The organism is Haliea sp. (genome assembly GCF_040222615.1).
Lineage (GTDB): Bacteria > Pseudomonadota > Gammaproteobacteria > Pseudomonadales > Halieaceae > Haliea.
The window spans coordinates 1-13,922 of the sequence record NZ_JAVKCQ010000162.1 but is presented as its reverse complement, the minus strand read 5'-3'; the positions used below and the strand labels follow the sequence as shown (position 1 = coordinate 13,922).

Genomic DNA, 13,922 nt, shown 5'->3' with positions numbered 1-13,922 from the left:
GGGTAAAACGGGCGTTCTCTCCGCCCGCGTCGAAGCCGGCGAGGCCGGCGGCCAGGGTATTCAGGTTGAAGCGCCCCTGCAGGTCCTCCAGGGAGCCGACCAGCCAGCCGCCCTCGTCCAGGGGGTAGGGCGTTGCCTGCTGGGCCCAGACCTCGGTGAGATCATCCCGCGGCTGCTCCCGGGCCTGATCGGCGTCGTGATCCATCACCAGCGCCATGGTTGCCAGTTCTTCGGCACCGCGCAGGTAGGCCTGGCCCTGCTCGGCTACAAACAGGTTGGACCCGCGCTGGTAGAACAGCGTGAACTCGCTCTGCATCGCGACCAGAAGGGCCGCTGACAGCCCGAACACCAGCAACGCCACCACCAGGGCGACACCGCGCTGGGGGTTCGGCAGGCGCAACTCAGAGCGGCGGCAGTGCATGCAGACTCCTCAGCTCGCCGAGGTCCTCCAGTTCGATGACCAGCTCCAGCGCCGCCGGGGGGGGCAGCGCGACGCCTGGCTGGCTGGTGTCCGCCAGCCAGTTCTCCGGCCAGTTGCGGGTCTCCACCACGGTGCCCCGCGCGCCAGGGCGCAGGGACTCCGCAGAATCCAGGAACGACAGGCGCAGCCCCGTCACACCCGCCAGCAGCAATACCCGCTGTGGCTCCGTCACCGAGGCCCGGTCCAGCACCGGATAACTCTCCCGCCACAGCGCGTCCTCCAGCCACAGGTAGTTGACGCGCTGCAAATTGCTGCGCTGATGCTCTGCGGAATTGTGCCAACCGCTGCGGGTGAAGCTCAGCATGAACCGCGCCGCCCGCCCGCCCACCAGCGCCGGCTCCTCCTCACCGAACTCGTCCCGTATCGGCCGCTCGACGAAGTGGCGCAGGTCGCGGCTGACAATCATCAGGGCCCGATTGATCTCCCACGTGCGCTCGGTCACTGCCCGCGTGCTTTCCACCCCGCTGATCACCGCCGACAGGCCGCTGTAGGATACCGCCGCCACGAAAGCGGTAATGGCCAGGGCAATCAGGACTTCCACCAGGGTAAAGCCCTTGTTACCCACCGCTCACCTCCCCGGCCGCGGGCTGGACGGCGAACATGAACGAGACCAGGGTGTGCAGCGGTCGCCCCTCGCCCTCCTCGCCCTCGCGCACTTCAATCTCCACCCGGTAGAAGGACTGCACCTGGGTCGCGCTGCTCTCCAGGCGCCAGTGCCACTGCCGCCCCGCCAACTCCTCGACGCCGCTGTCGACACCGCTGAATAGGCCCGACCGGGCGACGGTGAGCAGACGCAGCTCCACCAGTTTGTTGTTGGCGACCATTTGCGCCAGGGACTTGTCGCGCAGATAGCCCGCACCGTCCACCTGCTGGTACAGAGCGAACAGCAGGGCCGGCAGCGCCAGGGCCACCACAGCCAGGGCCACCATGACTTCGACCAGGGTGAAGCCGCGCTGCGGCGGGCGCCGCGGGCTAGGACCGGTCAAGCCCATCTTCCGGCTCCCCGCGCCGCAGCAGCGTCATCCGCCCCAGCAGGTCCCATTGCAAGCGCCACAGCACTGCGCCGCTGTCCCGGCTGCGCAGCTCCAGCTCGCCGGGAACAACCTCGCCGCTGGCGTAGAAAACCACCTGCGGTGCCGCCTCCGGCGCCACCGGCGCCGGCAGCAGCTCCGTTGCAGGCACGTCCTCGAGAGTCAGCGAGAGAACCACTTCCACCGGCAAGGTCTGCTCGACGAAGACATCGCTGGCGACCTGCGGCCGGCGCCAGCCCTCCGGCCGCCGCTCCCGCCAGTCGTAGCCGAACAGGGTCTCCGGGCCACGGCTATCCAGGAACAGGAGCAGACCCAGGTCGCGCCCCGACAGTTGGGCCTCATCCAGGGCAAACTGGGCCACGTTCTGGATGTCACGCACCTGCGCGTCCAGGCGCAGTTCCCGGTTGCCGGAGCCGACATTGAGGGTCGCCAGGGACGTGATGATCACCACTACGAACAGCACTACCAGCAATTCCAGCAGGCTGAATCCCCCGGGCGCCCTCACCCCTCCCGCGCTGGAGGAAGAGAATCCCGCTCGGGCCGCCGGTGGCAGGCGGCTCACCGGCTCAGTCCTCTGCTTTCCAGTTGCCGATATCCGCGTTCTGGCCTTCGCCGCCGGACAGGCCATCCGCACCGAGGCTGTATATGTCCACTTCGCCGTTTTCCCCCGGGCTCATGTACAGGTAGGGGCGACCCCAGGGATCCAGCGGTACCTCCTGCAAATAGCCGCCGGCCTTGAAATTGCGGGGTTGCGGATCGAGATTGCTGGGCGTCACCAATGCCTCAAGGCCCTGCTCAGTGGAGGGATAGAGATAATTGTCCAGCCGGTAAATCTTGAGCGCGGTCTCTATGGCCTTGAAATCGGCGTAGACCTTCTGGATACGAGCCTCGTCAGCCCGATTGAGAACCGTGGGCGCCACCACGCTGATCAGCAGTCCCATGATGACCAGCACCACCAGAATCTCCACCAGTGAAAAGCCGACCTGCGCTGGCCTTGTCCGTGTCATTTGTTTCATATCGCTATCGCACCATTGTATTGAGATCAAAGATAGGCAACAGAATGGCCATGACAATGACCAGTACCATCGCCCCCATAAAGACGACCAGCAGCGGCTCGAGCAAGCTCATCATCGTCCCCAGGGTCATTTCCAGTTCGCGTTCCTGATTGGTAGCCGAGCGCTGCAGCATGGTTTCCAGCTCGCCGCTGGTTTCACCGCTGGCCACCATGTGCACCATCATCGGCGGGAACCGGCCGTTCTCGCGCAGGGCGCGGTGCAGGCTGCTGCCTTCCTGCACCCGCTCCGCCACCCGGGCACTGTCGTCTCGCAATACCAGATTGGTCAGGACCTGACCGGCGATGTGCAGGGACTGCAGCAGGGGCACGCCGCTGGCCATGAGGATACTGAGGGTAGAGGCAAAGCGCGCGGTATCCACCGCGATCACCAGGCGGGAAACACCGGGCAATCGCAGCAGCAGGCCGTGCCAGCGCCGGCGACGGGTGGGCGGACGCAGCCAGCGGCGCACGCCGATGACCAGAGCGACCACCGCCACCAGCACCCACAGAGCATAGTCTCGGGAGAAGTCACTCGCGGCAATCAGGCCCCGGGTGAGCAACGGCAGTTCGCGATTGGTGTGGGCGAAAATCCCGATCAGCTCCGGCACCACAAACACCATCAGTGCCACGACGACAGCAACGGCCACCCCCACCAGGATAAAGGGGTAGATCATCGCCATCTTCATTTTCTGCGCCGTATACTGGCGCTGCTCGTTGTAGTCTGCCAGCTGTGCCAGCACCGGCCCCAGGAAGCCCGCGTGCTCTCCCGCGTTGACCATGGCCCGGTACATTTCATTGAACACCAGGGGAAACTCCCCCATGGCGTAGGCAAGGGTATGGCCTTCAGCCACCCGCGAACGAACCTGCAACAGCAGCCCTTTGGTACGCCCCTTGCGACTCTGTTCTGCGGCTGCCTGCAGACACTCATCCAGCGGCAGGTTGGACTGCACCAGGGTGGCGAGCTGGCGGGTGACGAGGGCCAATTCCGACACGCTGATACGCGGTTGCAGGAAAGCGAGATTGAATCGGGACGGGCTCGCGGTCTGCCGATTGGCGACCGCCACTTCCACCGGCCGCAGCTTCTGGCTGCGCAGCTGGCTGCGCACCTGGCGTTCCGAGTCGCCCTCCAGCACTCCCTTGACCAGCTTGCCACCCGGGTTCAGTGCCCGATACCGATATGCCGTCATCGCCCGCTATCGCACTCAGTTCACTGCCGTAACGCGCAGCACTTCTTCGATACTGGTCTCACCAGCCAGAATCCGCCGGCGGCCATCCTCCTGGATGCCGGGGTACAGTTTGCGCGCCTCCTGCAGCATCTGCTGCTCGCTCGCCCCCGCGTGAATCATCAGCCGCAGGGCGTCGTTGATCTCGATCAGTTCGTAGATCCCGGTGCGCCCGCGGTAACCGCCGAAATTGCACTGCTCGCAGCCCACGGCCCGGCAGATTTCCAGCCGCCCCCCGACCGCCGGGTCCACCCCCAGCAGCGCCCGCTCCGCCGGCGAAGGCTCGTAGGCCTGCTTGCAGTCCCTGCACAGCAGCCGCACCAACCGCTGGGCCATAACGCCGATCAAGCTGGAGGAAAGGAGAAACGGCTCGATCCCCATATCCTGCAAGCGGGTAACTGCGCCGATAGCGGTATTGGTATGCAGGGTGGAGAGCACCAGGTGACCGGTCAGGGACGCCTGCACCGCGATCTCGGCAGTCTCCAGGTCGCGAATTTCCCCTACCATCACCACATCCGGATCCTGGCGCAGGATGGCGCGCAGGCCGCGGGCAAAGGTCATGTCGACCTTCGGGTTCACCTGGGTCTGGCCGACCCCGGGCAGCATATATTCAATCGGATCCTCGATAGTGAGGATATTGCGGCTGGTCTGGTTGATATGCGACAGGCCCGCGTACAGCGTCGTGGTTTTCCCGGAACCGGTGGGCCCGGTCACAAGGATAATGCCGTGGGGGCTGTGCAGCGCCTTCTCGTAGCCCGCCAGCACCTGTTCGTTCATGGCCAGCTGCTTCAGTTCCAGCTGCCCTGCCTGCTTGTCCAGCAGGCGCAGCACTACCCGTTCGCCGTGCGCGGAAGGCATGGTGGACATGCGGATGTCCACCGCGTGGCCGGCGATGCGCACCGAAATCCGCCCATCCTGGGGCACGCGTTTTTCGGCGATATCGAGACGGGCCATGACCTTGAGACGGGACACCAGGAGCGGTGCCAGCATACGTTTGGGAGACAGGATTTCAGCCAGCACGCCGTCTATCCGGTAGCGCACGCTGAGGCGTTCCTCAAAGGTCTCGATGTGGATATCCGAAGCCTGCTCGCGCACCGCCTGGGAGAGGATGGCGTTGATCAGGCGAATAATAGGGGCGTCGTCTTCGGCGTCCATGAGGTCGCCGGCGTCGGGGATTTCCTCCGCCAGGCGGCTGAGATCCACATCGGCACTGATATCCTCCGCCATTTGCACAGCGGCGTTGTTGTCGCGCTGGTAGGCCTGGGACAGCTGGCGCTGAAACTCCGACTCGGACACGTTTTCCAGGGTGAAGGGAGCACCCAGCCAGCGCCGCAGCTCCAGCAGCACCTGGGACCCCGGCTGGGCGCGACAACTGACCACGACCCCGCCGGGGCGGCCGTGTACCAGCACGCCAAACTGCTTGGCGAACCCGAATGGCAACGCCCGCAACCCCTCACGATTGCCGGCGGCAGGGGCACCCGCCACGGCCATCAGCGTCCCCCCGCAGCGGCGGGCGCAGCCTGCGCTTCGTCCCGGATCGCCTCCAGTTGCCGGATCTGCTCTTCCCATTCCGGCAGCACCGGCACGTACTGGTCATCCAGGAACATCAGGCCGCGCTCACGCCGCAGCAGTTGCTGGTCGCGGATATAGCGGTACTTGTCGGCGGTGGCGCCGGCCAGCTGCTGGTCATCGCGAATGATGGTCGGGCGGATGAAGATCAGCAGGTTGGTCTTTACCACCGACACCGCATCGGTCCGGAACAGACGCCCCAGCAGCGGCAGGTCGCCCAATAGCGGCACTTTCTGGCTGCCGTCCTGGACATCGTCCTTGATCAGCCCGCCCAGCACGACCACGCGGCCGTCGGCCGCCAATACCTTGGTCTGCAGGATGCGTTCATTGGTAATCAGGTCCGAGGCATCCAGCACCGCGGAGGTGTTGCTCAGGCTGGACACCTCCTGGGAGATCTCCAGCACCACTGAATCGCCTTCGTTGATATGCGGTGTCACCTTCAGGGTAATCCCCACGTTCTGCCGCTCAATGGTCTGGAACGGATTCTGGGCCCCGTCCCCGGTGCCGGTGCTGGTGAAGGAACCGGTCACGAAGGGCACGTTCTGGCCCACGGTGATGTACGCCTCCTGGTTGTCCAGGGTCAGCAGGCTGGGTGTGGACAGGATATTGGCATTGGACTGCTCCTTGAGCGCATTGAGGATGACCGTCATGGACAGGTCGTCGTCGATCACCCCCCAGCCCAGGGACAGGCCCGAGGACTGGGCCAGGGCACCTGCCAGGGCTCCCACATCGAAATCACCGGTGGTGGTGGCGCCATCGCTGCTGCCATCCGTCGGCAGGATCGCGCCGGCAATACGCTGCGCGCGGGCGTCGGCGGTATTGATATTGCTGCCGAAGAAACCATCGTTATTGGCGAACAGCCATTGCAGGCCGAGGTCCTGACCATCGCGAACTTCCAGCTCGACAATGATGGCCTCAACCAGAACCTGCGCCCGGCGGATGTCCAGACGGGTAATTACGGCCTCCAGCGACGCCATTTCATCGGTGGGTGCCGTGATAATCAGTGCGTTGGTATGCTTGTCCGCCTCAATGGTGGCGCTGTTGCTGTTGCTGCGCTGGCGCCCGCCTTCAGCGCCGTCAACCCGGGTGATGTTCTGCATCACGCGGGTCAACACTTCGGCAATGTCCTCGGCCTTGGCGTATTGCAGGTAGATCACCTTCACATTGCCACTCTGTTCCAGCGGTGTGTCCAGGTAGCGGATCAGGCGTGTCATGCGGGCCCGCTCCAGCTCATCCGCACTGACCAGGACACTGTTGGTGCGGGAGTCCGCCACCAGCAGCACCTCCACTTCAGTGCCCTGCTGGGCGTCGGACTTGTTGAGCTGCTCAAGCATCCGGACCACGTCGTCGGCGACCCCGTACTTGAGCTTGATGACCTCTGTCTCCTGCACCGCGGTACGGTCCATGCGCTCAATGATTGCCGCGATTCGATCGATGTTGGACGCGACATCGGAAATTATGATTGCGTTGCTGGGGGCGTAGGCCGCCATATGTGCCTGCTGCGGCACCAGTGGTCGCAGTACCGGAATCAATTTCGCGGCGGAAATATTTTGCAGCCGCATGACCTGGGTGACATATTCATCGTTGCCCCGCCGATCGTCATCGTCGCGCACCGTCACCGGTGCGGAGCGGGCATCCTTGCTCTGGATCACGCGCACCACGCCCCCGGACCGCACCGCCGTATAGCCGTGGACCTCCAGGATGGAGAGAAACAGATCGTAGAGCTCGCTGCGGGACACCGGCTTGGAGGACACCACCTTGACCTTGCCCTTGACCGCGGGGTCTACCACGATGGTCGTCTCGGTGGCTTCAGCCACGAACTTGATCAGTTCCTGGATATCGGTCTCTTTCAGGTTCACAGTGAAATCCTGGGCCTGCGCGGCTCCGGAGCCCAGCGTAACGAGCAACAACAACAGAGGGGCCCGCAGCGCCCGCGATATGATTCTCACTGTATAACTATCCTCACCTGATGTGTCCCGACTCTATCACTGTTCGCCAGCGCCGGCACTGAGGCTGACATTCACGGCGACTGCTTCGCCGCCGCGCAGGAGGTCAAAAGAAGCTTCACTGGCGGAGCGCATGGCCTGATACAAGCGCATTGTGTTGGCCGGGTCGGACAGAGGCATGCCATTGACAGCCACCACAAGGTCGCCGGCGCGAAAACCGAGGCGCTCGAACTGTTCCCGATCGCGCCCGGGCGTCAACCGGTAGCCCTGCAGTTCGCCTCCGTCACGCACCGCTGCGATCCGCACCAGCTCCGCAAGGGATTGCGGGTCCTGGTACAGCTGTTCGCGATACTCGCGTGCCAGGGCCGTGGTAACCTCATCCGCACGCTTGTCGATGACGCGGGCGGTGGGCGGTGGCGCACCGAGGGAGCCCGCGGGAACAACCGGAGGCATGCCCGCAAGCTGCGCATCCAGGCTGCTGGGCTGATACAGCGTGAGCAGCTCATAGGTGCCGGCGTTGTCCAGTACCACCTGGAACGGCATGACCTTGGCCAGGGTCACGCGGCCCGATACCGGCAACGTATCGTCCACCCTGTAGACATTCTGCTGACCGCGGTGCTCGACAATCGCACTGCCGGTGCCGTCTGCGCTGAACGCGATAATACCCCGCAAAACCAGGTCCAGACGGGTCTCCCTGGCGCCCTTCTCGATGCCCTCCCGCTCGACACCGGCCACTGTCTCCGCTTCCGGCTCGGCGGTCACTGCGGCACCCGGCTGGCCGAACAGGGGCCAGCCGCGCAGGGCTTTGAGATCAACCGGGGATGCAGCGCCCCCGCCGGCGGAGCTGAGTGCTGGCGGGTTGATGATCTGCCCGCCGGGAGCACGGGAGTCGGGCTGCGGAAAAATGGCCCAGAACAGTTGCGCCAACGCGGCCAGGGCCCACACGGACAACAGCATCACCAGAGCCCACCGCAAACGTCGGCTATTGGCGGGCTCCGTCAGTGACGCCATGCCCAGCTGGAACCACTCCGGGATCCGGGTCGCCATACTGCGGTAACTTAGCCGATCAGCCGCCAAGGCCCTCTCCTGGATAGTGCCCGCCCACGGGGAGCGATGCTGGAACACGTGCACCGATTATAGGGTGCGCCATTAAAAGATAAAACTGTGACAGTCAGATGGCGGTTTTGTGACCGCACCGTGACAGGCTGGAAACCCGGGCAAAAAAAAACCGGCTCGGAAGCCGGTCTAGAGATGGAGTCTCTACAAGGGGGATTGAGGACCTGAACGGTTGCAATCAATGGCAGTGCTGTACCCGGCGTAAACCTCCATTGCCTACGCCACACCACCTCTGTAACTTCAGACCAGCGGTTGTTCCCACAGTTCCACTGCCGGGTAAAAAAAATCGCCCGTAGCAGCACATGGACAGTGCAAGGCCGGTTGTATACGCTTGCAACGAGCAAAACCGCCCCGCAGGGACACCTTATGAGCCATATTTTCCAGGATAATTCCGCGACCATTGGCGGCACCCCGCTGGTCCGGATCAATCGAATAAGCACCGGCAACGTTTATGCCAAGCTGGAAAACCGCAACCCGGCAATGTCGGTTAAATGCCGCATCGGCACCAGTATGGTCCTCGCCGCTGAACAGGATGGCAGCCTGCGCCAAGGCATGACCATTGTCGAACCCACCAGTGGCAACACCGGCATCGCGCTCGCCTTTGTCGCCGCCGCACGTGGTTACGGCTGTATCCTGACGATGCCCAACACCATGAGCCTGGAACGCCGCAAACTGATGAAGGCGCTGGGCGCCGACATCATCCTGACCGATGGCGCCAAGGGCATGCCCGCCGCCATCGCCCGGGCAGAGGAGATCATCACCTCGGATCCGGCAAAATACTGGGGCGCCAGGCAGTTCGAAAACCCCGCGAACCCGGCAATCCACGAAACCACCACCGGCCCGGAGATCTGGCGGGATACCGATGGCCAGGTCGACATCTTCGTCTCGGGGGTGGGTACGGGGGGCACACTCACCGGCGTCTCACGCTACATCAAGCGAACCGGGGGCAAGGCTATACTGACCGTTGCGGTTGAACCTGCCAGCAGTACCGTGATCTCGGCCGCGAAAGCCGGCGAGGAGCCCAGCCATGCCCCGCACAAGATCCAGGGTATCGGCGCGGGCTTCCTGCCCCGCAACCTGGATCTGGAAATGGTCGATCGGGTGGAGCAGGTGAGCAACGAGGACGCCATGGCCTGGGCACACAAGCTCATGCAGCGGGAAGGCATCCTGGCCGGGGTATCCTGCGGCGCCGCCATGGCGGTCGCTGATCGTATCTCGCGGGAGCCGGAGCACGCGGGCAAGATGGTGGTGGTGGTGTTGCCGGACTCCGGTGAACGCTACCTCAGCGCGGCCCTGTTCGAGGGCAAGTTCAGCGACAACGAGATGGTGCAGTAGGCCAGCGGCAGAAGCGCGGCTAACGCCCCTCCTGCAGCAGCGCGAGTCGCCGCTTGACGTCTGCCCACTCGGTGTCGATGACGCTGAAATAGACTGAATCGCGGGAGAAATCGCCCTGCACAACCATGTGCTTGCGCAGCACTCCCTCGCGTATGGCGCCGATGCGCTCCAGCGCCCGCTGCGACCGCAGGTTGCGGGCATCGACCTTGAACTCCACCCGCAGGCAGTGCAGGCGCTCGAAGGCATTCGCCAGCAGCAGGGTCTTGACCTCCGTGTTGACGCCGGTGCGCTGCCACTCCTGGCCCAGCCACGTCCAGCCGATCTCCAGGCTGCGATGCTCAGGCCGGATATTCAGGTAGCGGGTGCTGCCGACGATCTTGTTCTTGGCATTTTCCACTATCGCCCAGGGAACCTGGTCCGGAGCGGCAAGGGCTTCGTCAATCCACTGCCGGGTATCCGCCAGGTCGATAAAGCAGCTGCGCGGCATATACTCCCAATCCGGGACATGGCGCCCGCGGTTGAACAGGCCCTGGGCGTGCCCCTGGGACAGGGGCTCGAGTCGGACCAGGGTTCCGCGCAGGGGCCGGGTGCCGGCCTGAGGTTCCAGCGGCAGGCTCACGGCAGCACCACGCTGGAGCCCGTGGTGGTACGCCCTTCCAGCGCAGCGTGGGCCGCGGCGATCTCCGTCAGGGGAAAACGCTGGTTGATCCCGACCCGCACTCTACCCGAGCGGATCTGCGCGAAGACTGCGGCAGCGGAAGCGCGCAGTTCCTCTGTGCTGGCGGTATAAGTAAACAGGGTGGGTCGGGTCACGTAGAGCGAGCCCCCAGCAGCGAGGACCTGCAGGTCCAGTGGCTCGGGCTTGCCAGAGCTGTTACCGAAGCTGACCAGCAGCCCCCTGGCCTGGAGGCTGGCGAGCGAAGCCTGGAACGTGTCGCGACCGACGCCATCGTAGACCACCGGCACTCCGGCACCGGCAGTCAGCTCCCGGACCCGCGCCCCGACATCCTCCTCGCGGTAGTTGATGACATGCTGATAGCCGTGGGCACGAGCCAGCTCGGCTTTCTCCTGTGAACCCACTGTGCCGATAACAGTCGCGCCCAGGCTGCTGGCCCATTGCCCGAACAGCAGTCCCACGCCACCGGCGGCGGCGTGGAACAGGCACGTCTGCCCGGCCTGCAGGGGAAAGGCCCGCTGCAGCAGGTACTCTGTGGTCTGGCCCTTGAGCAGTGCCGCAGCCGCAGTCTCGAAATCGATGCCCGGCGGGACGGGCACCAGCCGCGACGCGGGCAGGTTCAGCTCCTCGGCGTAGGCACCGAGACCGGCGGAGCAATAGGCGACGCGGTCCCCGACCGCAAACCCGGCGCCCTCGCCCGCCGCCGCGACCACTCCCGCCCCCTCTAAGCCCAGGCCGCTGGGCAGGGCGATCGGATACAGGCCACTGCGGTGATAGGTATCAATGAAGTTGAGGCCGATGGCGCGGTTGGCCACCGTCACGATTCCCGGGCCGGGGGGACCGGGATCGACATCTACCAGCTGCATGACCTCCGGGCCACCCGTTGCCGTTATCCGTACTGCCTTGCCCATGCACCGCCTTCCTCGCGTAACCGCCACCGCCTGCTGATCCCGCTAGTGTGCCACAACCCCCGCTCCCGAGGCACGATCAGCGCGCATCTGGCACTGCAGGGCGGGAAGCCGCGGTGAGCGTGGTACACTGCGCCTGCCTGTCGCCACAACGCAGGGCAGCTCCCCTCATCACCCTGGAATCGTACACCGTGCTTGAAGAACTGGAACTCGACCGCAGCCTGCAACTCGCCCTGGCTGAGCTGGCGCACACCGCCGCTACCGACGTGCAGGAGCAGGTGGTTCCGCTGGCGCTGCAGGGCAAGGACCTCCGGGTGAGCGCACCCACCGGCAGCGGCAAGACCCTGGCCTACCTGCTGCCCACCCTGCAGCAGCTGCTGGCCGGCCCACTGCCCCCCAAGGCCGGCACACTGGCCCTGGTACTGGTGCCGACTCGCGAACTGGCCCGCCAGGTGCTCAAGGAGTGTCGCCAGCTGCTGGGTAAAAGCACCCTGCGCGCCGATGCGCTGACCGGTGGCGCCGACTTCAAATACCAGAAGTCACTCCTGCGCAAGAATCCCGAAGTCATCATCGCCACCCCCGGGCGCCTGCTGGAACACTGCGAGCGGAAACGCGCCGATCTCGGTGGTTTGCGTATCCTGGTACTGGACGAAGCCGACCGCATGCTGGAGATGGGCTTCCGCGAGGATGTGCTGAAGATCGCCGGCTACTGCCCCGCCGACCGCCAGACCCTGATGCTGTCGGCCACCCTGCACGCAAGGGGCCTGGGCGAAATCAGCGCCAGCCTGCAGCATGAACCGGAATCGGTGAACTGCGGCGAGATCCGCACCGCCCACAAGGATATTTTCCATCAGCGTATCCTCGCGGATGGCCAGGAGCACAAGGACCGGCTGTTGCTGGCGCTCCTCGCGGACAGCCGGGGCCGCAAGCAGCTGGTGTTCGCCAACAAGCGCACCACGGCGGCGCGCCTGTCCGGCCTGCTGCAGCACCATGGCCTGCGCGCCGCCTGCCTGCACGGCGAGATGAGTACCGAGGAGCGCAAGGTGGTTGTCAGCCGCTTCACCCAGGGGGTGGTCGACATCGTCACCGCGAGCGATCTTGCGGCTCGCGGCCTGGACATCGAAGGCATAGACACCGTCATCAACTATGACCTGCCCTACAGCGGCGATGACTACCTGCACCGCACCGGCCGCACCGGCCGGGCGGGCAGCCAGGGCCTGGCGATCTCCCTGGTAACGGCCGCGGACTGGAACCTGATGATCAGTATCCAGCGCTACCTGAACCTGGAAATGGAGCCGCGCGCCCTGCCTGGCCTGAAGGCGCGCTACGCGGGCCCGAAGAAGATGAAATCCTCGGGCAAGGCCGCCGGCCACAAGAAGAAGTCCGGCAAGCCGGCAGAGGAAAAAAAGAAGGACCGGCTGCGGGATCGCAAGGCCAAGGGCAAGCCCCGCGGCAAGGCCAGCCCCAAGCCAGCCAACGACGGCTTTGCGCCGCTGAAGAAACGGCGCAGCGAACCGGAGAACTGACGCGCCAGTGGGCTCAGCTGGCCACCGGCGGCTCCCGGTAGCGTTCGAACCAGCCCAGGATTGCCGCCACCTTGGCTACCAGCTGGCTGGGGCGCTGGGCGATCAGGTGCCCCGCGCCGGGGACCCGCACCATTGCCGTATCGACGCCGCGCAGTCTCAGTGCCTGATAATACTGTTCAGTCTCCGCCATCGGGGTGCGCAGGTCCTCCTCCCCGGTCAGGAGCATGGTCGGGGTCGAAACGTTGCCCACCAGGGACAGGGGTGACCGGCGCCAGTAGGCCTCCGGATTTTCCCAGGGCATCTCGCCGAACCAGTAGCGGGCAAAATAACTCGGCAGGTCCGCCGTGAGCACGAAACTGGTCCAGTTGATCACTGGCTTGGCTACCACCGCGGCGCGGAAGCGATCACTCTTGCCTACGATCCAGGCAGTCAGGGTACCGCCGCCGCTGCCGCCAGTGACAAACAGCTGCTGCGGATCGACGTAGCCCAGCTCCAGCAACGCGTCCACTCCGGACATCAGGTCATCGTAGTCTTCCCCGGGATAGTTGTGGTGGATCAGGTTGGCGAACTCCTCGCCATAGCCGGTACTGCCGCGGGGATTGATATACAGGACCACGTAGCCTGCTGCCGCAAACAGCTGCAGTTCCGCGGCGAAACGCGGCCCGTAATTGGCGAAGGGTCCCCCGTGTATTTCCAGGATCATGGGGTACTTGCGCGCCGGATCAAAGCCTGGTGGCAGAACCACCCAACCCTGGATTTCGCGACCGTCGTGAGATGAACTGAAGGACAGCTCTCGTACCTCGCCGAGAGACCTGTGCCCCAGCAGATTGTCATTGAGCGCGGTCAAGGGCTGCCGACGTTCGCTGCCTATCCGTCCCGCCACCAGCTCCGCCGGGGCACCGGCACTGCCGGCAGTGTACGCAAAGTGCTGGCCACCGGTGGCGTAATCCGCACCCGCGTAGGGACGTCCCAGCTGCTTGCCGCCCAGCCCCCGTGCCAGTACCCGCATCCGCCCACTGCGCACCCGCCGGCGGCCTGGGCAGGGTGCCGATGGTCG

At 64.9% G+C, this 13,922-nt stretch carries 14 protein-coding genes; 2 read left to right on the top strand and 12 right to left on the bottom strand.

The features are described from left to right. The 9 genes from RJQ10_RS13270 to gspC form a co-directional block, all read right to left on the bottom strand. Positions 1–421 (bottom strand): type II secretion system minor pseudopilin (locus tag RJQ10_RS13270; protein ID WP_502880241.1); only part of this gene is annotated, 421 nt, incomplete at its 3' end. Further along, positions 402–1,046 (bottom strand): type II secretion system minor pseudopilin GspJ, encoded by a 645-nt coding sequence (gspJ, locus tag RJQ10_RS13265; RefSeq protein ID WP_350147359.1) that lies wholly within the window; start codon positions 1,044–1,046, stop codon positions 402–404. The genes RJQ10_RS13270 and gspJ, both read right to left, overlap by 20 nt. Continuing rightward, on the bottom strand, positions 1,039–1,467 hold the full coding sequence (gspI, locus tag RJQ10_RS13260; protein ID WP_350147357.1) for a type II secretion system minor pseudopilin GspI: 429 nt from the start codon (positions 1,465–1,467) through the stop codon (positions 1,039–1,041). The genes gspJ and gspI overlap by 8 nt, the downstream gene beginning before the upstream one ends. Continuing rightward, positions 1,454–2,074, bottom strand: a complete 621-nt coding sequence (locus RJQ10_RS13255) for a GspH/FimT family pseudopilin (RefSeq protein WP_350147355.1) — start codon at positions 2,072–2,074, stop codon at positions 1,454–1,456. Before RJQ10_RS13255 ends, gspI begins: the two co-directional genes overlap by 14 nt. Positions 2,075–2,078: 4 nt before the next feature. Next, on the bottom strand, positions 2,079–2,528 hold the full coding sequence (gene gspG, locus RJQ10_RS13250; RefSeq protein WP_350147353.1) for a type II secretion system major pseudopilin GspG: 450 nt from the start codon (positions 2,526–2,528) through the stop codon (positions 2,079–2,081). Positions 2,529–2,532: 4 nt separating this feature from the next. Continuing rightward, a complete protein-coding gene (gspF, locus tag RJQ10_RS13245) occupies positions 2,533–3,753 on the bottom strand; it encodes a type II secretion system inner membrane protein GspF (protein WP_350147350.1) in 1,221 nt (406 codons plus the stop codon). A 15-nt stretch (positions 3,754–3,768) separates the two neighbouring features. Next, on the bottom strand, positions 3,769–5,280 hold the full coding sequence (gene gspE, locus RJQ10_RS13240) for a type II secretion system ATPase GspE (protein ID WP_350147349.1): 1,512 nt from the start codon (positions 5,278–5,280) through the stop codon (positions 3,769–3,771). After that, entirely contained in the window at positions 5,280–7,307 is a 2,028-nt protein-coding gene (gspD, locus tag RJQ10_RS13235) for a type II secretion system secretin GspD (protein ID WP_350147347.1), read from the bottom strand. The genes gspE and gspD overlap by 1 nt, the downstream gene beginning before the upstream one ends. Before the next feature lie 36 nt (positions 7,308–7,343). Beyond that, positions 7,344–8,381: a type II secretion system protein GspC gene (gene gspC / locus RJQ10_RS13230; RefSeq protein WP_350147345.1), complete on the bottom strand. Its 1,038-nt coding sequence runs from the start codon at positions 8,379–8,381 to the stop codon at positions 7,344–7,346. 405 nt (positions 8,382–8,786) lie between these two features. Between gspC and cysK the strand changes: the two genes are divergently transcribed. Then, complete coding sequence (gene cysK, locus RJQ10_RS13225) at positions 8,787–9,755, top strand: cysteine synthase A (protein ID WP_350147343.1); 969 nt, start codon at positions 8,787–8,789, stop codon at positions 9,753–9,755. 19 nt (positions 9,756–9,774) lie between these two features. Here cysK and RJQ10_RS13220 read toward each other — a convergent pair whose 3' ends face one another. Together RJQ10_RS13220 and RJQ10_RS13215 are read right to left on the bottom strand one after the other, a co-directional pair. Further along, on the bottom strand, positions 9,775–10,374 hold the full coding sequence (locus tag RJQ10_RS13220; RefSeq protein WP_350147341.1) for a GNAT family N-acetyltransferase: 600 nt from the start codon (positions 10,372–10,374) through the stop codon (positions 9,775–9,777). After that, positions 10,371–11,342, bottom strand: coding sequence for a quinone oxidoreductase family protein (locus RJQ10_RS13215; RefSeq protein ID WP_350147339.1), 972 nt, complete (start codon positions 11,340–11,342; stop codon positions 10,371–10,373). Before RJQ10_RS13215 ends, RJQ10_RS13220 begins: the two co-directional genes overlap by 4 nt. A 113-nt stretch (positions 11,343–11,455) precedes the next feature. Here RJQ10_RS13215 and RJQ10_RS13210 point away from each other — a divergent pair, with 113 nt between their 5' ends. After that, on the top strand, positions 11,456–12,865 hold the full coding sequence (locus tag RJQ10_RS13210) for a DEAD/DEAH box helicase (protein WP_350147337.1): 1,410 nt from the start codon (positions 11,456–11,458) through the stop codon (positions 12,863–12,865). A 13-nt stretch (positions 12,866–12,878) separates the two neighbouring features. On the opposite strand, the gene RJQ10_RS13205 is transcribed toward RJQ10_RS13210, so the two are convergent. Beyond that, positions 12,879–13,922, bottom strand: a 1,044-nt coding sequence (locus RJQ10_RS13205; protein WP_350147336.1) for an alpha/beta hydrolase family protein, incomplete at its 5' end; no start/stop codon positions are given.

Bases quoted from the DNA above. Each gene is read 5' to 3' on its own strand.
- cysK (WP_350147343.1), top strand. From the start codon at position 8,787: ATGAGCCATATTTTCCAGGATAATTCCGCGACCATTGGCGGCACCCCG.
- gspE (WP_350147349.1), bottom strand. From the start codon at position 5,280: ATGGCCGTGGCGGGTGCCCCTGCCGCCGGCAATCGTGAGGGGTTGCGG.
- gspG (WP_350147353.1), bottom strand. From the start codon at position 2,528: ATGAAACAAATGACACGGACAAGGCCAGCGCAGGTCGGCTTTTCACTG.
- RJQ10_RS13215 (WP_350147339.1), bottom strand. From the start codon at position 11,342: ATGGGCAAGGCAGTACGGATAACGGCAACGGGTGGCCCGGAGGTCATG.
- gspF (WP_350147350.1), bottom strand. From the start codon at position 3,753: ATGACGGCATATCGGTATCGGGCACTGAACCCGGGTGGCAAGCTGGTC.